Origin of the sequence: Hyphomicrobium sulfonivorans (assembly GCF_013306565.1) — a bacterium.
In the GTDB taxonomy this organism is placed as follows: Bacteria; Pseudomonadota; Alphaproteobacteria; order Rhizobiales; family Hyphomicrobiaceae; genus Hyphomicrobium_A; species Hyphomicrobium_A sulfonivorans.
Window position 1 is genome coordinate 616,033 of sequence record NZ_PZPO01000002.1, and the last position, 17,780, is coordinate 633,812.

Here is a 17,780-nt window from a genome sequence, read left to right on the forward strand (position 1 = left end):
CCATGCGCTGCAAGCCGCATCGCGATCCTCACCGGCGTGTGAATCAGCCATAAAAGCCATCGCGCGTGCCGCCTTGAAACGTTGCGGTCGCTCGGCGCCGGACGAACCGGGCGGCGAAGCGCCGATGGGCTGCGAGCGCGGGATGGGGGGCGGCTTGGTTCGAGACACAATTGCTGGGCCAACGAAGGCAGCGAACGGCGGCGATGGCCGGGACGTAGCCTTTCTGGCCCGACAGGCGTGGCCCTGGCTGCGCCAGACCGATGATGCAGCCGGACGCCACGGCGGCATGTCTGTGCGGCTGCAACTCAGCGACCGTTCGAACTGGCTGGTTGTGTTTGATGATCTGGTGGAGCCGGTCGAGACCGATCTGCCGAAAGAGCGCCGCATCCTCTTTGCCCATACGCCGCCCATTGGCCGCAAACATCGCGCAGGCTTCATCAATCAGTTCGGCGTGGTGGCTTCACCGCAGCCGATCCGGGGCTTTGCGGGCCGCTGGGTGGCGAGCCAACCCGCTAAGCCATGGCGCATTGGTGTGCGCGTAGGCGAGGACGGCGCGAGCGTGCGGGCCGATCTGTCCGTGCTGCGTGCAATGGCGGTGCCCGAGCCGAAGGCCAAGCGCATATCGCTGATCAGCAGCCCGATGCCGGACAAGAAACGCGAGCGGGCACGGCAGGCGCTGCTGGCGCAACTGCGGCTGCACTTCGCCGATGACGTCGATATTTTCGGCGACGGCTTCATGCCGTTGCAGGACACCGCCTCCGCGATCCTGCCCTATCGCTATCATCTGGTGCTGGAAGATAGCGAACTCGACCATTGCTGGACGGAGCGATTGGCTGACGCTTACCTAGGCTTCACGCTGCCTCTGTTCGCCGGCTGCAGCAACGTTGTCGACTATTTCCCCAAGAAGGCGCTGGTGGCGCTGCCATCGCTGGAAGACCGACCGGGGATCCTGCGTCTGATCACCAACGTGCTGGCAAAGGACCCGTGGGCTGAGCGGCTGGATGCGATACGGGTGGCGCGCGCCGGCATCCTCGACCGCCACAACCTGTTCTCGCTGATCGAGCGCTGGACGGCACCGGCGCGATCGGGCGTCAGCCTGGAAGCTGAGCGTTTGGCGCAGCCGGAAATTGTTCGACCCGCCGTGGAATGCGGTGCGTGGTCGACGCTGCTGCGTCGCATCGGATTACGATAGAAACGCAGACGCAGAGCGGCCGCTTGGCCGGTCAGTCCTGCAGAATGCGCTCGACGCATTCGCCAACGGCCTGCTGCCAAGGCGGCAGACGCAGGCCAAACGTGGTTTCCAGTTTTGAACAATCCAGCACCGCGTTGGCAGGGCGCTGGGCCGGTGTCGGATATTCAAGGCTTGCTATCGCTTCAACAGCTGCACGCGGACCGCCCAACGCAGCGGAACGGCGGAAAATCTCTTCAGCGAAGCCGTGCCATGATGTCGAGCCGGAGTTGGCCGCATGATACGTGCCCCACACCGCTTGACCATTGGCGCCAGCTGCCGCTTCCGGGGCTGACACCTGACGCGCCAGTTCGAGAATGGCGGCGACCAGATGCGGCGCATAGCTGGGGCTGCCGTGCTGATCGGCAACGACGCGAATACGTTCGCGTTCAGCTGCCTGCGCGAGCATCGATTTGACGAAGTTGCGCCCGCCGGGGCTGAACACCCACGAAGTGCGCAGAATGATGTGACGCGGGTTTGCCGCGCGCACGGCTTCTTCGCCTTCCAGCTTCGAATGGCCGAATACCGTTACTGGATTGGTTGCGTCGTCTTCAGTGTAGGGCGACGCTTTGTTGCCATCGAAAACGTAGTCGGTGGACAAATGGATGATGGGAATGCCGCGCCGTGCCGCCGCTTCAGCCAGCATGCGCGCGCCATCGCGATTGAGCGCATAGGCGCGCTCGACTTCCGTTTCAGCGGCATCAACGGCGGTGTAGGCGGCGGAATTGATGATGACCGTTGGCGAGATGCCGGACAGCGCGCGTTCAATGGAGCGGGCTTCGCATATGTCCAGCGCGGCGCGCCCAACTGCACAGGCGCTGACGTCGGGGCATGCAGGGGCCATTTCAACGAGTGCCCGCGCTACCTGACCTTGCCATCCGGCGATCAACAGGCGCATGCGAAACCTCCCCGTTGCAAAATCCTAATCGTGGCTGATCGCCAAAGTCGTTTCGCCGGAGCCTCTGCCGCGCCGGTTGACTTGCCAGAGCAGCGCGCCATCCTCGGCTGAAATTGCAAACACATGCCCCATGCATGCGGCAATAACGGTGCCTTCAACCAGACGCACGCTGACGGGCTGGCCCTCGCACGGCAGTCCGGCGGGGAATTCCGCCAGCGCACGCTCCCACACCAGCCGTCCGCTGGCGATTTCAAGCAACATGACCGACCCGGCATGCCCAACCGCTACGCAGGCGCCCGACCGCTCGGATGATGTGTGACGCTCACGCAAGTTCGTCGTCCCTCTGGTTCAGAAACAGCAGCACCAACCCGATGCACACAATGAAGCGGAACGCGGCCTGCTGACCGTTCCACGTCTGCGATTGCCACATCTGGAACCACTCGCCGCCTATGGTCATGAAGCCGAAGAACCAAAGCGTAAAGCCGAGCGTTAGCCCGATGGTGGCCAAATCCTTAGCGGCGTTGAAGTGCTGGGCGCCGGCAGTGCGGACACGCCACAACCGCCGTGCGCCGATGATGCACAAAAAGCCGGTAAGCAGTTCGGCGGTGATAATGAGGGCATAGGCGAGGTGATGCAGCAGCGGGCTGGTGATGGCGCGCCACGTGAGCGTAGAGGTCGGGAAAATGGTGTCCATCGACATCACATGCTGCACAAAGGCGTAGTTTGTGCCGTAATCGATGATGTTGTCGAGGCCGATCAGCAGCGCGCAAAGCCCGATCAGCAACACCAGCAGGACTTTGGCCGTGCGGATCACCATATCCAGCCTCGCGATTCGATCCCGCCATTATGGGATGCTGGCGAGGCGCCGCCAACTCCGCTACTGAAGCGCGCAACAACCCGTTAACAGCACGAGGACGAGACCGCCCATGGCCAATTCCGATAAATCCGCACCGGCCGCCAAAGGGCTTAAGGCAGCGATCGTGCCGGTGACGCCGTTCCAGCAGAATTGCACGCTGCTGTGGGACCCCGAGACGATGGTGGGCGCGGTTGTCGATCCGGGCGGCGATCTCGATCGCATCGAGGGTGCCATCGCTGAGATCGGCATGAAGCCGGAGAAAATTCTGCTCACCCATGGCCACATCGATCATGCGGGCGGCGCTGCTGAGCTGCGCGAGCGGCTGGGCGGTATTCCGATCGAAGGGCCGCACGCCGCTGAGCAGCCGCTGCTGGACAATCTGGAAACGCAGGCCGCATCCTATGGCATTCCGGCGCGCACGGTGACGCCTGACCGCTGGCTGGCCGATGGTGAAACGGTTGAGGTGGCGGGCCACATGTTCGAAGTGCTGCACTGCCCGGGCCATTCGCCGGGTTCGGTGGTGCTGCTCAACCGGGCGCAAAGCTTTGCGATGATGGGCGACGTGCTGTTTCAGGGGTCGGTCGGGCGTACCGACTTGCCGCTCGGCAGCCATGAGACGCTGATGAATTCGATCCGCACCAAGCTGCTGCCGTTGCCCGACGAGATCGCTTTCATCTGCGGCCATGGGCCGACCAGCACCATCGGGCATGAGCGCCGCACCAACCCGTTTATCGCCGGGCTGTAAAACCGTCGTTTGTCATGGCTGGCTGTATTTGTCTGCCATGACCATGATGATCGGCGCGAGCTACAAAAAAGCCGTTCTGCAATCAACGGCAGAACGGCTTTTTGATTTTAGCGAGTGGAAAGCGCGTGTCGGCCAGAGCGCGGCTCAGAAACTGCGCTCCCAGCGAAGGCAGCCAAACGCGCCGCATTCCTGCTGCAGCGTGCCGACGCCGATCGGCGTTGCATTGTCGACATTGGCCCAGACATCGACCGTGTTGACGCGCAGCGTCTCGGAGCAGCTTGTCCGGCAATAAACCCACGTGCCGCGCGGCAGGCGTACCTGATAGCCGACGTCGGTGTTGCGATAGGGCGCCCGGATCGAGCCGTTGCCGTCATGGCTGTGTGCGGTGACGTAACCGAGGATCTTGCTGACGGCGCGCGGGCGGGCCGATGCCGGCGTCGCGATCAGCGCAAAAGCGGCGAGTGCCATCAACACCGACGCGGCGAACGGAAAGCGATTCATCTTCATCTCCGACTATCCTGCGGCCTGAGCCGTCCGGTGTTTCGCGCCTGAACGGTGACGTCGGCGCGCTATACGATCCCTGGTGCGTGAAGCCGATGTCCCGTGCGCGCCGGGAGCAGCAGCTCAATTCGTTTCCACGTTAGCACGATTGTGATTCGTGCCTCCGTGCGCCGGTCGATCCGGCCGGGCGTGTGTCCTCACAGCATCAATGGCGCAGCTGCCCCATTGGGATGCCACCGTGAAGCCCGAAGGTCCCCCGATGGCGTGCAGCCCCAGAGCAGGCCCCAGGTCAGCCGTTGCGCGCGAAGCTGATGTTGACGCCTTTCAGAGCCGAGCCTTGCGTTGACAGCGAAACCGACTGTTTGGCGCCGGTGAATGAGACCGAGAGCTGGCCGTTGAGAGCGCCGCCGCCGATGTTCAGGCGCAGTTTCGATTCATCCGCGCTGCCGGAGATAGTGCCGGTCTGGTTGAAGTTGCGCTCTTCCCAGGTGCCGGTCACACGGCCGTTGGCATAGGTCAGCTGCGAGCGCAGTTCGACCTTGGTGGAGGGGTTGGCGCAGATGATATTCAACCGCATCTGGTTGTTGCCGGTGCCGGAATAATAGCCCTTGCAGGAGAGCTTCTCGTTCTTGCCGCCCTCAATGCGCGCAGTGCCTTTGCCGCTCCATGCGCCCACTAGAGACGGGAAGGGGCTGTCTGCCAGCGCAGTGGTGGCGCCAGTCAATGCCATGGCCATGGCACCTGCAGCCAATGCACCAGCACTTTGCTTCACCCAGTCCACCACACGCTCCTCCCAATACAATGCCAACAGGCGATAGATCCGCGGCCACCCGGCGCCATCCAGGCAGCTCAAAGCAGCGGCCGGATAATCCTCGTTAACCCGATGTCCCAAAATAGTACGTGCTTGGTTAAATAAGTATCTAGTGCCTGCTGCTGCAACCCGGCGATTTGCATTCGCCTGGGTGATCGAGACGGAAAGTGGCCATTGCTGCGAAAAATGCAGCTTCTGTGGCTGAAGGGCCGCATTGGAACGCTCTATCGGCCAGGATTTTGTCGGCTGAGAACGACAAACAAAGCAAAGACGCAGGGCTGTTTAGGTCCGGGTTGTGGGCAGCGGCGCGAAAAATGAAATGATGCGATGCGGAAACGCAGATGGCTGTTGCTTCATTGCGAACGGTAGCTATATTGCGCCGCTTCCAAGGAGGGGTGGCCGAGTGGTTGAAGGCGCACGCCTGGAACGCGTGTGGGCGGGAAACCGTCTCGTGGGTTCGAATCCCACCCCCTCCGCCACTGGGTTTTTGCAGAAACCTTTATAAAACAAGCACTTAAATAATAAGACTGGCCTTCCTGACCGACGTTTAATACCGTTTCAAGGTATAAGCCACGGTATAAATCAGGATCAGCTATGCGCCCCATCAAACCTCAGAACCTCCAAGGCATCTGGTCTCTCGTTCGGTTTCCACCCAAGCGCTACCAGCATGTCGAGCGGCGCAAGGTGGTCAGGATCACAACCGGCATCCGCGCCGTTGATGATCCCCGCGCCATCCGGGCGTATGATGTTGTCCAAGCCCTGAACGCTGAACTCGAAGCCTATTGGGAAAGCCTGCTGAACGGCCGCCCCACGGCGCCCATCAGCGCCGAGAACGCCCGCGCCCATGCCCGGCGCCTTGGCTTCGCTTATGTGCCGGCAACGGCACTTGCTGAAGGCTCATATGCTGAGCTGATCGCCCGGATTAAGGCGCTCGAAGGATCGGGCAACCTGAAGAATGAACGGGCGGTTGCCGGCGTATTGGGTGGCGCCTCGAAAAGCCAAATAGCCCTATCCAATCTGGTCGAGGAATATAAGAAGGTCATCCGCGTTGAATTGAAGGATCATTCACCGGACCAATTGCGCAAGTGGGCGAACGCAAAAATTCGCGCTGTTGAAAACCTGCAAACGGTGATTGGGCGCGATCTATATATTGAGGATCTGACGCGGGAACACGCCCTTGATTTCCGCGATTGGTGGCAGGATCGGATTATCGAGGAAGGCAAAAAGATTGACACCGCGAATAAAGACTTCGGGCACATCAGCGTAATGCTCGACGGTGTAAGCAATTCCAAACGCCTCAACCTTGACCCCGTATTCAAAACGCTTCGCATCAAGGGCGGAAACTATGAGCAGCGCGCGCCCTACCCGATCGACTTCGTGCAGGACCGTATCCTTGCAGACGGCGCGCTTGACGCCATGAACCCGGAAGCCCGGCGGGTGGTGTACGTGTGCGCGGAACTCGGCCTGCGGCCGGTCGAGGTGGTGAACCTGACCAAAAACTCGATCAAGCTGGACGCCGAGATCCCCCACCTGCTGATCCAGCCGGAAGGCCGGGTGCTGAAAACCGACCACAGCGAGCGGCATGTGCCGCTGGTAGGTGTGGCGCTGGAAGCGATGAAGAAGCAGCCCGAGGGCTTTCCGACCTACTTCGACAACTCAAGCGGCCTTTCGGCGACTGTAAACAAGTTTTTCAAGGAGAACGGCTTGCGCCCGTTCCCCAAGGTCAGCCTCTATTCGCTTCGCCATACCTTCGAGGATCGGCTGACACAGATCGAGCCGCCCGAGAAGATCCAAGCCTATGCGATGGGGCACAAGTACGACCGGCCAAAGTACGGCAGCCCGCCGGAGCTAAAGCAGTTGTTGGGCTGGATGGAGAAGATTGCATTCAAGGCGCCGGCGCAGGTGTAGCGATGACAGCGTAGCCAATACCCAAGCTCGTTGGCGTCGCGCGCCTTAGACGCTTGATGTCCCGTGGATCAATCGCCGATCCGGACAAAACGATCACTATGATTGGATAGAACGCGGCAGGTATTGCTGAGAGGCTGTACTATAGCTGGTTGAAAGGAATTCCTCGAAGCCGGCAAGCGGCGGTTGGCGGGCGATACGGCGCGGTCGGCAACAAACTCCGTCTCATCAAAAAAAGCATGACCGAGGATGGGGGCGACGAGGCATGAGGTATTCTGCCTCTGAAAAGCTCGAGATCCATCCGTATCGTCGAGCAGTCGCATCTGTCCGTCAGGCGAACGCTGGATTAGCTCGGGCATCCCGCCCGGCTCGTTTTACCGCTGGTACGATCAACTATCGCACTGGCGGCGTCGAAGCGCTGCAAGACAGATCGTCAGCACCCTCACGGGTCTGGATCGCGTATCTGAAGGTGATCGGCTGGGCCTACTTCTATCTGTCGACGATCCTCGATGACTTCTCGCGCGACATCATCGCCTGGAAGCTGTGTACGACGATGCGCTGAGTACGTCACCGATACGTTGCAAATGGCGTTGGCAGTGTCGGGCTGCGGCAAGCGCACGCGTCGCGCACAAACCACGACTGCTCCTCGACAATGGTTCGAGTTACGTCTTCGGCGGAACTGTCTGAATGGCCCGAAGGGAAACGGCATGGGCCACGTCCGCAGTGCGCTCAACCATCCTCAAACCCTGGGCAAGATCGAGCGCTAGCACAGACATTGAAGAACGGCATCCTGCTCCAGAACTAGTATCTGTCAGTGACCTCGAGCAATCCGTGCTTCGCTTGGTCGAGCACTACAATGACGCCCTCTACCACGAACACCCTGGCAACATCACACCGGCCGATGTCTACTTCGGGCGGCGGCAGAACATTCTGAGCATGTGAGAACGGGTTCAACGCCACCATCCAACACCGACAATTGACCGACTTCAAAATAGCAGCATAAACTCCAACCCCAGCGATCCGAAAGCCTCCTATCCCTCAAGCCGAAAACTGTCTCAAAGAATTCGACGACGGACACACTCTCCGAAGGGAGACGTTTGAGCGTATGCTCGGCGACAACCTCTTTCAGTTCACGTGCTTCGTGGCGCAGATCCTTGACCTCGTTCGTCGTTGCTGACCGCGCCTTATCGCCCGCCAGGCGCCGCTTCACTCTTTCGACGAGAGCAATGCCCCCGCGCTCGTAGAACTTCAGCAATCGAGACCTCACCGCGCAGGCCAGAGGGCAATGCGGATTTTTTTCCACCGAATATTGTTTGCGCTTCTGGCGCATGCGAGCCGCTCCGATAGACTTTGACTGCCGCCGTCAGGTAAATTTTGGGATGAGATTTCCGAATCATCTGCACTCCTTCCAGACGCAGCGAGATCGGACAGAGATGCCTCAAGTCGTATTCCTTATTGTCTGCGTTTCTGGCGCCGCTTGGTTCTTCCGAAGGGGCCGTATCGACCCGATGACCATAGGGTTTGCCTCGACCTTGATCTATTTCAGTCCTGGGATGGTAGGGTGGACCAATTTTGCCACGAATAGTGGGATGAGAAGTGACGTTATCAGTCCGGCCACCTACTTTGTGATGACGCTAGTCGTCGGCGCTCTTATTGCTGTTTCTATGGCAGTGCCGTCCACGCCCAGGCAATCTATTCGTATTCCTTTTGACGAATACGTGCCAACAGCGCTCTTAGCAATCGCAGTAGTTGGCGCTGGCGCGTCGGTGTCGACCATCGGCGGTTATTTCTTTTGCGAAAAAATAGCGATGCTAGAGGAGATCGACGGTTGGTATTATCTCGCCGCGTATGCGTTGCCGCTTTGTATTGTCACGGCGACGGCGCAAAGGCAGATATTTGTTATCATTCCTGCCGCAGCATTATTGTTCGGCGACCTGTTTGTCGGCTTTCGCGCAGGCGCCGCCATGTCGCTCGTTGCAATTGCGCTTCTTTTCGGTCAACCGGCAATAGAGAATCGGCGCCTGCGCGCCCCGTTACTGCTGGCTCTCGCGGCAACAGGGGCTATGATGCTGATCTTTCCTCAGGTCGCCTACACGATCAAGCATGTCGTTGCAGGTCTTTGTCCAATCGAAACTGCAACTGCCCGCCCGCCTTTTGAACAAGTCGCGGCGTTGGCAGCGCACATGAATACGCCGACGCCTTATATTGACGCTATCTTTCAGTCGGAGCCGTTCGTAATTCAAGCTGTGTTGAACGCAGTTGTGAATAATGAATTCGCGACCGAAAGCACGTACCTTATCAATCAACTCCTTACGGCCATTCCCGGCGCGGAAACAATTTTTGGCATAGCGCTCTCCCCTATTTCCTTCAACTCTTTATATCAGCCTGCGTTGTTCCCGGAAGTTCCATACGGTATGGCCAATACACCTTGGGCGCAGGCGTTTGCAGCCGGTGGCCCCGTAATGGTTGCGGTGTTTGCGGCCGCTTACGCTGCAGTCCTGAGCGCTCTTGCGTGGATATTCAACGCCTCCTCAGGCGCGCTAAAAGCAATGATAGCCGTAGTGACCGCATGGTTTGCATTCTACTTCCACCGGAACGACCTTTTAGCGGAAATCGGCATCATAAAGCAGGTGCTTTACACATCAGTTGGGGCCTTCATCGTTGCTGCCTTTATGTGGGGGGTGGTCTACGTGGTGAAAAGGCGCTGATAATTTTAATCCGCTCCACCTTACCCTTCGTCTGCGCCCGATACGGCTGACACAGCCGCGGCATGAAGCCGGCGTGACGGGCGTAGTCAAGGAAGCTGGCATGGAAGCGATGCACCCGCGGCCATAGGCGTTCCGCTCCAGCACCACCGTGCGCATGTTGTCGTAGAGAACTTCCTTGGGCACGCCACCGAAGGTTAAAAGCGCGTTCTCATGCGCGCGGATCAGCGTCTCAACCTTCTCATCATCGCAGAACTCGACGTAGGCAGTGCGGCTCCATCCCAACGTAGCGATGAACGCCTTCAGCACATCGGCGCCACGCCCCACCTACGCCCAGTCCGCCTGCATCTGCTCGCCGGGAAGTGTCTCAAAGCGCACGATCGGTTCCGGTGTGGGTGGCGGCACGAGAGCGCGTACGAACTGCCGTAGCCGTGTCTCGCCACCGGTATAACCACGCGGCCTGATCTCGCGGAACAGCACGGCGGCCGGTATGCGATCGGGTGCTGCCGCACGCATCCGTTCGATGATGTAGTCCTTGAACGGATCCAGCTTCTCGGCCCGCTTCGGTGACGGCTTGCGCACCGAAGCCGCTTCTCCTTCACGCAGATAGCGCCGCGCCGTGTTCCGTGACCGGCCCGTCGCCCGCGCCAGCTCACGAATGCCCGCGCCATGCTTCTTCAGAATATCCAACTCCATCCGCTCCTCTGCCGTCAGCATCGGCCCCTCCATCTCGGAGGAACCACCTTGGACGCCGGGTCAGATTCGAGTTGCTGGCTGGGTCAGTTTCACACCGCTGATGACACTGGCGCCACCAATCGGCGTCGGCGGGCAGCACCCGGCATCTCGATCAGCACATCGTTGCGTGACTTCGAAAATCGATGGCTACCAGACCGCATCCGCTGGCGTAGGTTCTTTCAAGGTCATGGTCGCGCTTCTCCAAAGTGTGGCTTCGGCACCTTCACTTTAGAGTGCTGTTGCCCGGCCCTGACCGCCTGTCTGCGTGATGTGCGCCACAGGCAGTCAGGGTCTCTGTCGAGCAAGTTCCCAACGTGCTACGGCTCCGGCTTCACGTCCAACGCCATCCTGGCCTGGGCGAAGGATCACCGCATCGACTGGCACTTCATTGCGCCGGGTAAGCCGGATGCAGTACGGCTATGTCGAGAGCTTCAACGGGCGAATGCGCGATGAGCTGCTCAACGAGAGCCTGTTCTTCGTCATCGGCCATGCTCGCGGTGCCATCGCTGCGTGGCTTACCGATTATAACACTGAGCAGCCGCATTCCTCGCTGGGCTAAACGATGGCGGCAGACTTCGCCAAGAAGATCGCCGCAACCGGCCCTGACGCTGCGCCAGATGATAGCTCCGCGTCAGCGCCGGTTGCTCACCACACTCTACACGGAGTAATAGAAACGGCCGAGGCTCTAAACGCTGCTGGATGAAACATCAGTGGCAGGTCAAGCCGGCTCTACGAACGCTCCTCTATCATCGTGACGACCAGCTTCGCCTTCGCCGACTGGCCGAGTGTGTTCGGCGACGCCAAGATGAAAACGGCGCTGCTCGACCGCCTCACGCATCACTGCGACATCGTCCAGACCGGAACCGACAGGGGCGCCGAAGACACGCTTGGCACCTGATCACCGGCAGGCCCGCATCCCGCCGCGATCTGAGCCAGCCTAGAAGAGGGCCATCATCGCGCGCGCCCCGGCGAGCACGTGCAGCGCCGCCCTCTCTCTTCACTATCGGCGTCCTGCTCTGGCCGAACTGAAGGTCATCGAGCATGCCGAGTTGTGCATCTGCTAGGCCCGCCCGGCACCGGGAAGAAGCCATCTGGCGCCGGCGCTGCCTGGGAAGCGGTTAAAGCGGGTAAAACGTCGCCTTCTCCACGGTCGCCGACAATATCGCTTCTCTGGTCAAGGTCGAACGAGAGGGGCAGCTCAGGGAGCGCATTCGCTTCCATACGCGTACTTCGTGCTGGATGAGATTGGAGCCCGCGATGATCCTGACATCGAACAGCGGCTCAAAACAGGTCGTTGCGCCGGATTATCTCGCGACGACGATGCCAAGGCATTTTCCGCGCGGTGTAAGCGCCGTGAAGGCAATGCCCCTCACGTCCATGTGTAGGCTCAAGCCGCCATTCTATCGGTCGTCCCGGTTGATTGGCAGTGCCCTGAAAGGTGATCCTTAGTTCGTAGTCGCGTGAAAGTGCGCGGCGTACCCACGGAGCAGCCTCATCCCAGTCAGCAAAGTCAAACTCAAGCCCGTCGAAGCTAGCCCGCACACCTAAGGCGTCGCTGTGCAGGAAGATGTTAAACCCTTCAGGTGTCGCTGCACGAATGTTGACGGTTACGTTATCGCCATAGGTGCCTGATAGCATTTGTTCGATTAGGAAGCGGTCAGACTTAGCGGCCGTTAAAGCCATCACAGATTTCATACAGGCAATCTCCGTCATCATGCAGAACGCACAAAGCCAGCCCTGAGTTGCCGGGCTGGCCTGTAGTTTCTCCCGTTGCTGGTAGGCTTATTTAAGTGAAACCGGATCAGCCGCAGCGCCGCCAAATCGATAATTGACGCCGATCCGAACAGTGTCGATTTCGCGTTGAAGCTTCTTGGAGCCGAGGTCTCGGCCGGATGGCGTTGCGCCGAGTGCGTAACTTTGGGTATCGAAATCGTAACGCAGATACTCGGCCCGCAGCGACCAATTACTGACAATTGCTGCCTCAACGCCGCCGCCGTAGACCCAGCCTGTTACGGTCTCGTTTTTCGTATTGTTGTAGGGCGCGAAACCCTGCTGAACGCTGCAGTGGGTGTTCACTGCAGCGACAGAAATGGGGTCGGGACACGATTGGCCAAATCCGGTGCGGCCCCAAGCCCAACCGGCCGTGGCATAAGGAAGGATGCGGCCGAACGAATATCCAAGACGACCGCGAATGCTACCGAGGCCGGTAATCTCATGCGTCTGGACGATGTAGTTGCCGTCGCGTAGCGACTGCTCCATATGCGCAAACGAATAATCAGCTTCGACGCCGATCACCACATTGGAAAGCTGGACGTTATAGCCGATCTGGCCACCGACCGAGCCGCCCTCCATATTAGGACGTGGTGGTCCGCAGTGCTGGCCCGGGCCGAATGCGTTGGAGCAGGTGGCCGGTGGAGCAACGTAAGGATTAAGGCCCGGGTACTCTGTGTCTCCCCAGCCATAGCCACCATGGGCGCCGAGATAGAGGCCGGACCAGTTATAGTCGTGCGCCATGGCAGGGGACGCAGCAAGGATTACCGCAACAGCGGCACCACAAACACGGATACGCAACATTACTCAACTCCAATATACACACAATACTTACCCTAATAATCAGTACACACAAGAACGGTGCAACTCCAAAATCGGGGTAGTTCTCGGGTTGGGCTTAAGATGTGACAATTTAATCACACATCTGATCGAGCCATTTCGCGCGAACCGACGAACCCCACGCCGCAGTGAATCGGTACGGTCCATTAGCGGGCCGTCATGGGGAGAGGCTCGGCGAAAGCGGCGGCTATGCTATCGAACATCTATGATGGAAAGTTCAAATTAACGCGCTGCCATTAACAGCTTTTACGCTGTCGCCATTATCTCTGTGATTCTTGTGTCCGGGTCGATAATGGCGAACTGCGGCAGTGCTTTCCTTGTTGATTGTCGACGGCATAACCCTCCCTAAAACTTCGCAAGTTCCGGTGCTGTTGCTCTACCCGAAGATCAATGGCAGAATAATCGCCTTTCTGGGGGGGCTATGTCCGAAGATCGCGATGAGGTCCGTTTTCAGTTCGGACAGAACTGGAAGGACTTTTCCAAAACTGTTGACGATAAGGCGCTACAGGCAGCGATAGACGGTTTGCGGCGCCTTTTACCAGACCACTGCGATCCAATCGGAAAAACCTTCCTCGACGTTGGCAGCGGTAGCGGTTTGCATAGCGTAGCGGCAGCGCGCCTTGGATTTGTGTCAGTTACCGCAACAGATTATGACTACAACTCTGTTCAGACCACAAAGGAAAATGCGTGCCGCTTTGGTGTCAAAGTCAACGTCTCCCGAGACGACATTCTCAACACCAAACTGTCCGGCCAGTTTGATGTCGTCTACAGTTGGGGCGTTCTGCACCACACTGGAGACATGCGAACGGCAGTTGCGACAGCAGCAGGAATGGTTAAGCCAGGCGGGGCTTTTATCATGGCACTATATCTAAAGACGCAGTTCTGCGGGATGTGGAAGATTTTGAAAAGGACTTACTCGGCTGGCGGCAAGTTCCGACAAAAGGCTATGGCAGAAACGTACGTCAAATTGTTGCAAGCTCGAGGGCTAGACAAAGCGGTGCGAGCAAGAGGTATGGACTTCCGCCACGACGCGATTGATTGGCTGGGTGGATACCCTTATGAAAGCGCTACGCCAGAGGAAGCAGTGGCGTTGGTCGGGCCAGAGTTCCTTCTCACAAAATCCTTCAACACGATCCCTGCTAGAGGTTTGTTCGGCACTGGATGTGCAGAGTACACATTCATACGCAGAACGGCTGACTAGTCGGCCTCATAGGTGATCGAAAATTTGAGCCAATTGCTGGATGCCTAACCAGAGGGCCTGCCTGTAGCACGTCTACCGCACTGACACGAACGGCACTCATATCGGCTGGGGCACTGGCACGGTAATCCAAGAGCAAAAACAAATCCGGGGCATCACGCCAGGTCACAGGGAACTACAGGACGTGGCTAAAAGCGGTTTGGCTTACGCTCAGCACTTAAGCCGACTGTGTCACAGCAAATCATGATCGATTTGCAATGCATTGCAATTGCATTCGGCGGCACCGTCGATATCCGATGTATTAAATTCGGGGATGAAATACCCAGATCGTCAGCCTACCGTATAATCCTTGTAGGGCACGTGGCCCCGCTAATGGTAGCGCACAATGCGCCTTTGGTTCCGGCTTATCGGGAACCGTCAGAATTCAGCGCACCCGAAATGCCGCACTCAGTTGTCTCTCACACACGGATATTATGTCTTTTGCTTATTAACTGGCTGTAAACATCAAAAGTCAGGTTCGATATTCGCTGCAACCCAAACTCTTCCAGGGCGCGCTGGCGCCCCCTGGTTCCCATCCGCTCGCGCATAGCCGGATCGGCCAACATCTTCTTGACGGCAGTGCGCAATTCCGCAGCGTCTCTGGCAGGCACAAGCAGACCATTGTCCTGATCGCGCACGGCATCGCGGCATCCAGTGACGTTGGTTGTAATGCAAGGCTTCCCACATGACATTGCTTCAAGCAGTGACTTGGGTAAGCCTTCGCGATAAGATGGCAGACAAATGATGTCAGCCTCGTTCAGGCACGACACCATGTCGGAACGTTGCCCCCACCACTCGACGATCCCCTCGTTTACCCAATCCCTCAACTGCTGCTCCGAAATGTAGGAGGGATTGCCGTCATCCACACGGCCAACGAGTACGAAGCGGGCTCCAGTGTCGGTTAGCTGCCTAGCAGCATCGACGAACTCGCCGACGCCTTTATCCCAGAGCATACGGGATGCCAACATGACCAATGGTGAGCCGGGGGCGCGCGGCAATGGCGCAAAATGCATAGTGTCGACACCAGAACCAGCAATGATGCGGATTTGATCGGCTTTCACTCCCATTGCCTTCAGCGTCGCCGCGTCATCTTGGTTCTGGACGATGACTAGACTGCGCAACAGCAGCAACGGCAGTACCCACTCCACAATCCTGCGCGCCATTGTCGGTCGCGCTTGGTCGGTGAAAAGGTGGCCAAATCCCGTGATGGCGGACACCCGGCCACCGATGCACGCAATCCACGCCGCGATCTCTCCCACGACCACGGAGCGCAGGGCCACGTGGTGCACGAGGTCAGGCTTTTCGCGTCGGTATATCTTGGACAGATTCCAAGCCTCGCGTAGTAGGCTGAAAGGGTTTAGACCGCGGCGTTCCTGAGTAAAAGGAATGACAGTTGCGCCTACGCTGGTGATGCGATGGGCCTGTTCGCCCTGTCGCGTACAGACCTTAACTTCGAAGCCTTCGGCGATCGCTCGGGTGGCGAGGTGCAGCCGGTGGGACACGAAATACCAGTCTTCGCTTACTAGGAAAATAAGCTTAGGCACATTCGTTCTCCAGCCACGCTTGGAACATCAGAATGTTCCAAAGGTGGTAGGCCCAGTTTCGACTCCCGCGGACGTGCTCTTGCCACTTTTGTCGGATCGGTGCGGGTGCGAAAAAACCCTCGCGGATGAGGCGTTCTTCACTCAGCAGTGTTTCTGCCCAATCACGCAACGGGCCGCGGAGCCAGCTATCCAGAGGAATGCCGAAGCCCATCTTCGGTCGCTCGATCAGACTGCGCGGGACATAATTGTCCAAAACTTGGCGCAGGATCCATTTGCCTTCGCCGTTGCGCAGCTTGTAGTCAAGTGGAAGGCTCCAAGCAAACTCTATCACTCGATGGTCTAGAAAAGGGACCCTTGTTTCCAGGCTGACAGCCATGGAGGCACGATCAACTTTGGTCAAGATGTCATCGGGCAGGTAGCTCATGAAATCGAGGAACATCATACGTTCGATGGGATCGAGCCGCATCAGGTCGGGTGATGGGTGGGTGAGTTGAGTGGACGGCTCGGAACCGCCCAGGACAACCTGAGAGGGCGTGTGCCAATGAGAAACAAGGCCGCGATATAGATCGCCGATCCCTTCACTTGCCAGCACACTAGATGCTTTGTGAAGCTTATCACCGACGTTATTTCCTAGCCGGCGTTTCAGCGACGGAACATGGTCGGCCAGCCTGTTCCAGACATCAGGCGACAGCATTGTCATGCCGACCGACCCCAGTTGACGCATACTACGCGGTATTCGGGAAAGCTTGCCCCAAACGTCGGCCGTTGCTTGATAGCGGCTATAACCAGCGAACAGTTCATCGCCTGCATCGCCGGATAACGCAACCGTGACGTGTTCACGTGTCAGTGCCGACACTAGGTAAGTCGGCACCTGTGACGAATCCGAAAAAGGTTCGCAGTAGATTTCCGGCAACTTGGGAATGATCGCCAATGCCTGTTCGGGGCTGACATAAAGCTCGGTGTGGTGCGTCCCAAGGTGCTCCGCGACCTTCTTGGCGTATGGTGCCTCGTCGAAGCGTTCTTCGGCAAAACCAATCGTGAAGGTTTTGATCGGCTTATCTGAGAGACGCTGCATGATCGCAACGATGGTCGATGAATCAACACCACCGGACAAGAAGGCGCCTAGGGGCACGTCGGCGATCATCTGCTGGCCGATGACGGAATGCAGCAGGCTATCGAGCTCGGCCACAGCTGCTCGTGGGGCCGCGGCCGGCGACCGGCGGCGGGGCTCTGCAGCTTTGCGAAGCGACCAGTATTCGGTTAGCATAGCTTCGCCGCCAGTGCACTCAGACCATTCGAAGGTTGCCAGCGTCGCTGGTGGAAGCTTGGAAATCCCTTCATATATAGAATATGGTGCGGGAATGTAGTTATGCCGCAGCAGTAGCGTGATCGCGTCACGATTGATCGCGCCATTGAAGGTGGGATGAGCTTTCAGCGCCTTCAGCTCTGAACCGAAGAGCAGAGTGCGGTCGGATCCGGACCCCTGCCAACCATAATAAAGCGGTTTTTCCCCCGCGCGGTCTCGCCCCAGAGTGAGGCTACGGTTCTGTCGGTTCCAAACGGCGAATGCGAACATACCCTCACACCGCTTGACGGTGCTTTCGATGCCCCATGCGTCGAAGGCAGCAAGCAAGGTTTCGGTGTCCGAGTGGCCGCGCCAATCGATGCCATGCTCCTCGTTCAGGGCCTCGCGGAGCGCCAGGTGATTGTAGATCTCACCGTTGAAGACCAAAACGAAGCGGCCGGATGCTGCAGTCATCGGCTGGTGCCCAGCGGGCGACAGGTCCACGATGGCAAGTCGGCGATGCCCGAGGCCAATTCCGGCGTCGTGGTCGTGCCATGCACCATGGTCGTCTGGACCGCGCGCCTCAATCGCCCGCGCCATGACTTCAAGAACTGCGTTGGCGTTCTTCGAAGCGGATCCGGGCAGGCCAAGATAGCCAACTATACCGCACATGGAGATGCCTTTTGTTTCTTTGACAGCGTCCGCGCCGCCTGCCTCGAA

General features: G+C 58.6%; 15 protein-coding genes, 1 tRNA gene and 4 pseudogenes. 9 read left to right on the plus strand and 11 right to left on the minus strand.

Going from position 1 to position 17,780, the window contains the following annotated elements; genetic code table 11:
• Window positions 1-154 precede the first annotated feature (154 nt).
• Window positions 155-1,192 (plus strand): hypothetical protein, encoded by a 1,038-nt coding sequence (locus C6Y62_RS07985; RefSeq protein WP_173953457.1) that lies wholly within the window; start codon window positions 155-157, stop codon window positions 1,190-1,192.
• Between the two features lie 31 nt (window positions 1,193-1,223).
• Here the strand turns inward: C6Y62_RS07985 and rfbD are convergent, their stop codons facing one another.
• Genes rfbD through C6Y62_RS08000 form a run of 3 tightly spaced genes read right to left on the minus strand, consistent with a single transcriptional unit; the run spans window position 1,224 to window position 2,943 of the window.
• On the minus strand, window positions 1,224-2,126 hold the full coding sequence (rfbD, locus tag C6Y62_RS07990) for a dTDP-4-dehydrorhamnose reductase (protein ID WP_173953458.1): 903 nt from the start codon (window positions 2,124-2,126) through the stop codon (window positions 1,224-1,226).
• Window positions 2,127-2,150: 24 nt separating this feature from the next.
• The gene (locus C6Y62_RS07995; RefSeq protein WP_338074340.1) at window positions 2,151-2,456 is read right to left on the minus strand and encodes an outer membrane protein assembly factor BamB family protein; all 306 of its coding nucleotides are present in this window, start codon (window positions 2,454-2,456) and stop codon (window positions 2,151-2,153) included.
• Window positions 2,449-2,943, minus strand: coding sequence for a DUF2165 family protein (locus tag C6Y62_RS08000; protein ID WP_173953460.1), 495 nt, complete (start codon window positions 2,941-2,943; stop codon window positions 2,449-2,451). Before C6Y62_RS08000 ends, C6Y62_RS07995 begins: the two co-directional genes overlap by 8 nt.
• A 109-nt stretch (window positions 2,944-3,052) precedes the next feature.
• Between C6Y62_RS08000 and C6Y62_RS08005 the strand changes: the two genes are divergently transcribed.
• On the plus strand, window positions 3,053-3,727 hold the full coding sequence (locus C6Y62_RS08005) for an MBL fold metallo-hydrolase (protein ID WP_173953461.1): 675 nt from the start codon (window positions 3,053-3,055) through the stop codon (window positions 3,725-3,727).
• Between the two features lie 144 nt (window positions 3,728-3,871).
• On the opposite strand, the gene C6Y62_RS08010 is transcribed toward C6Y62_RS08005, so the two are convergent.
• Window positions 3,872-4,234: a hypothetical protein gene (locus C6Y62_RS08010; protein WP_246274470.1), complete on the minus strand. Its 363-nt coding sequence runs from the start codon at window positions 4,232-4,234 to the stop codon at window positions 3,872-3,874.
• 283 nt (window positions 4,235-4,517) lie between these two features.
• The gene (locus C6Y62_RS08015; protein ID WP_246274472.1) at window positions 4,518-5,036 is read right to left on the minus strand and encodes a hypothetical protein; all 519 of its coding nucleotides are present in this window, start codon (window positions 5,034-5,036) and stop codon (window positions 4,518-4,520) included.
• Between the two features lie 392 nt (window positions 5,037-5,428).
• On the opposite strand from C6Y62_RS08015, the gene C6Y62_RS08020 reads away from it, so the two are divergent.
• The 3 genes and pseudogenes from C6Y62_RS08020 to C6Y62_RS16380 form a co-directional block, all read left to right on the plus strand.
• A tRNA-Ser gene (locus C6Y62_RS08020) sits at window positions 5,429-5,518 on the plus strand.
• 115 nt (window positions 5,519-5,633) lie between these two features.
• Window positions 5,634-6,947 (plus strand): site-specific integrase, encoded by a 1,314-nt coding sequence (locus C6Y62_RS08025; RefSeq protein ID WP_173953462.1) that lies wholly within the window; start codon window positions 5,634-5,636, stop codon window positions 6,945-6,947.
• A 119-nt stretch (window positions 6,948-7,066) separates the two neighbouring features.
• Window positions 7,067-7,947: pseudogene (locus C6Y62_RS16380) on the plus strand (DDE-type integrase/transposase/recombinase); the annotation flags it as partial.
• Window positions 7,948-8,040: 93 nt separating this feature from the next.
• Here C6Y62_RS16380 and C6Y62_RS16385 read toward each other — a convergent pair.
• A pseudogene (locus C6Y62_RS16385) lies at window positions 8,041-8,221 on the minus strand (IS3 family transposase); the annotation flags it as partial.
• A 312-nt stretch (window positions 8,222-8,533) separates the two neighbouring features.
• On the opposite strand from C6Y62_RS16385, the gene C6Y62_RS08040 reads away from it, so the two are divergent.
• Window positions 8,534-9,652, plus strand: a complete 1,119-nt coding sequence (locus C6Y62_RS08040; protein ID WP_173953465.1) for a hypothetical protein — start codon at window positions 8,534-8,536, stop codon at window positions 9,650-9,652.
• 324 nt (window positions 9,653-9,976) lie between these two features.
• Here the strand turns inward: C6Y62_RS08040 and C6Y62_RS08050 are convergent, their stop codons facing one another.
• Entirely contained in the window at window positions 9,977-10,366 is a 390-nt protein-coding gene (locus C6Y62_RS08050; RefSeq protein ID WP_173953467.1) for a helix-turn-helix domain-containing protein, read from the minus strand.
• A 339-nt stretch (window positions 10,367-10,705) separates the two neighbouring features.
• Here C6Y62_RS08050 and C6Y62_RS16390 point away from each other — a divergent pair.
• Together C6Y62_RS16390 and C6Y62_RS16815 are read left to right on the plus strand one after the other, a co-directional pair.
• A pseudogene (locus tag C6Y62_RS16390) lies at window positions 10,706-11,087 on the plus strand (integrase core domain-containing protein); the annotation flags it as partial.
• An 18-nt stretch (window positions 11,088-11,105) separates the two neighbouring features.
• Window positions 11,106-11,282: pseudogene (locus C6Y62_RS16815) on the plus strand (ATP-binding protein); the annotation flags it as partial.
• Window positions 11,283-11,665: 383 nt separating this feature from the next.
• Here C6Y62_RS16815 and C6Y62_RS08065 read toward each other — a convergent pair.
• Window positions 11,666-12,079: a hypothetical protein gene (locus C6Y62_RS08065; protein ID WP_173953469.1), complete on the minus strand. Its 414-nt coding sequence runs from the start codon at window positions 12,077-12,079 to the stop codon at window positions 11,666-11,668.
• An 87-nt stretch (window positions 12,080-12,166) separates the two neighbouring features.
• Window positions 12,167-12,958, minus strand: coding sequence for an outer membrane protein (locus C6Y62_RS08070; protein ID WP_173953470.1), 792 nt, complete (start codon window positions 12,956-12,958; stop codon window positions 12,167-12,169).
• Window positions 12,959-13,415: 457 nt separating this feature from the next.
• On the opposite strand from C6Y62_RS08070, the gene C6Y62_RS08075 reads away from it, so the two are divergent.
• Entirely contained in the window at window positions 13,416-14,195 is a 780-nt protein-coding gene (locus tag C6Y62_RS08075; protein ID WP_173953471.1) for a class I SAM-dependent methyltransferase, read from the plus strand.
• 455 nt (window positions 14,196-14,650) lie between these two features.
• Here the strand turns inward: C6Y62_RS08075 and C6Y62_RS16730 are convergent, their stop codons facing one another.
• Both C6Y62_RS16730 and asnB read right to left on the minus strand, forming a co-directional pair.
• Entirely contained in the window at window positions 14,651-15,775 is a 1,125-nt protein-coding gene (locus tag C6Y62_RS16730) for a glycosyltransferase (RefSeq protein ID WP_173953472.1), read from the minus strand.
• Window positions 15,768-17,732 (minus strand): asparagine synthase (glutamine-hydrolyzing), encoded by a 1,965-nt coding sequence (gene asnB, locus C6Y62_RS08085; RefSeq protein ID WP_173953473.1) that lies wholly within the window; start codon window positions 17,730-17,732, stop codon window positions 15,768-15,770. Before asnB ends, C6Y62_RS16730 begins: the two co-directional genes overlap by 8 nt.
• Window positions 17,733-17,780: the final 48 nt, after the last annotated feature.

What these genes read in the sequence shown, in the direction of transcription:
- asnB (WP_173953473.1), bottom strand. Translation starts at nt 17,732, where the DNA reads ATGTGCGGTATAGTTGGCTATCTTGGCCTGCCCGGATCCGCTTCGAAG.
- C6Y62_RS08040 (WP_173953465.1), top strand. Translation starts at nt 8,534, where the DNA reads ATGAGAAGTGACGTTATCAGTCCGGCCACCTACTTTGTGATGACGCTA.
- C6Y62_RS08070 (WP_173953470.1), bottom strand. Translation starts at nt 12,958, where the DNA reads ATGTTGCGTATCCGTGTTTGTGGTGCCGCTGTTGCGGTAATCCTTGCT.
- C6Y62_RS08065 (WP_173953469.1), bottom strand. Translation starts at nt 12,079, where the DNA reads ATGAAATCTGTGATGGCTTTAACGGCCGCTAAGTCTGACCGCTTCCTA.
- C6Y62_RS08010 (WP_246274470.1), bottom strand. Translation starts at nt 4,234, where the DNA reads ATGAAGATGAATCGCTTTCCGTTCGCCGCGTCGGTGTTGATGGCACTC.
- C6Y62_RS08005 (WP_173953461.1), top strand. Translation starts at nt 3,053, where the DNA reads ATGGCCAATTCCGATAAATCCGCACCGGCCGCCAAAGGGCTTAAGGCA.
- C6Y62_RS08025 (WP_173953462.1), top strand. Translation starts at nt 5,634, where the DNA reads ATGCGCCCCATCAAACCTCAGAACCTCCAAGGCATCTGGTCTCTCGTT.
- C6Y62_RS08000 (WP_173953460.1), bottom strand. Translation starts at nt 2,943, where the DNA reads ATGGTGATCCGCACGGCCAAAGTCCTGCTGGTGTTGCTGATCGGGCTT.
- C6Y62_RS08075 (WP_173953471.1), top strand. Translation starts at nt 13,416, where the DNA reads ATGTCCGAAGATCGCGATGAGGTCCGTTTTCAGTTCGGACAGAACTGG.
- C6Y62_RS08050 (WP_173953467.1), bottom strand. Translation starts at nt 10,366, where the DNA reads ATGCTGACGGCAGAGGAGCGGATGGAGTTGGATATTCTGAAGAAGCAT.
- rfbD (WP_173953458.1), bottom strand. Translation starts at nt 2,126, where the DNA reads ATGCGCCTGTTGATCGCCGGATGGCAAGGTCAGGTAGCGCGGGCACTC.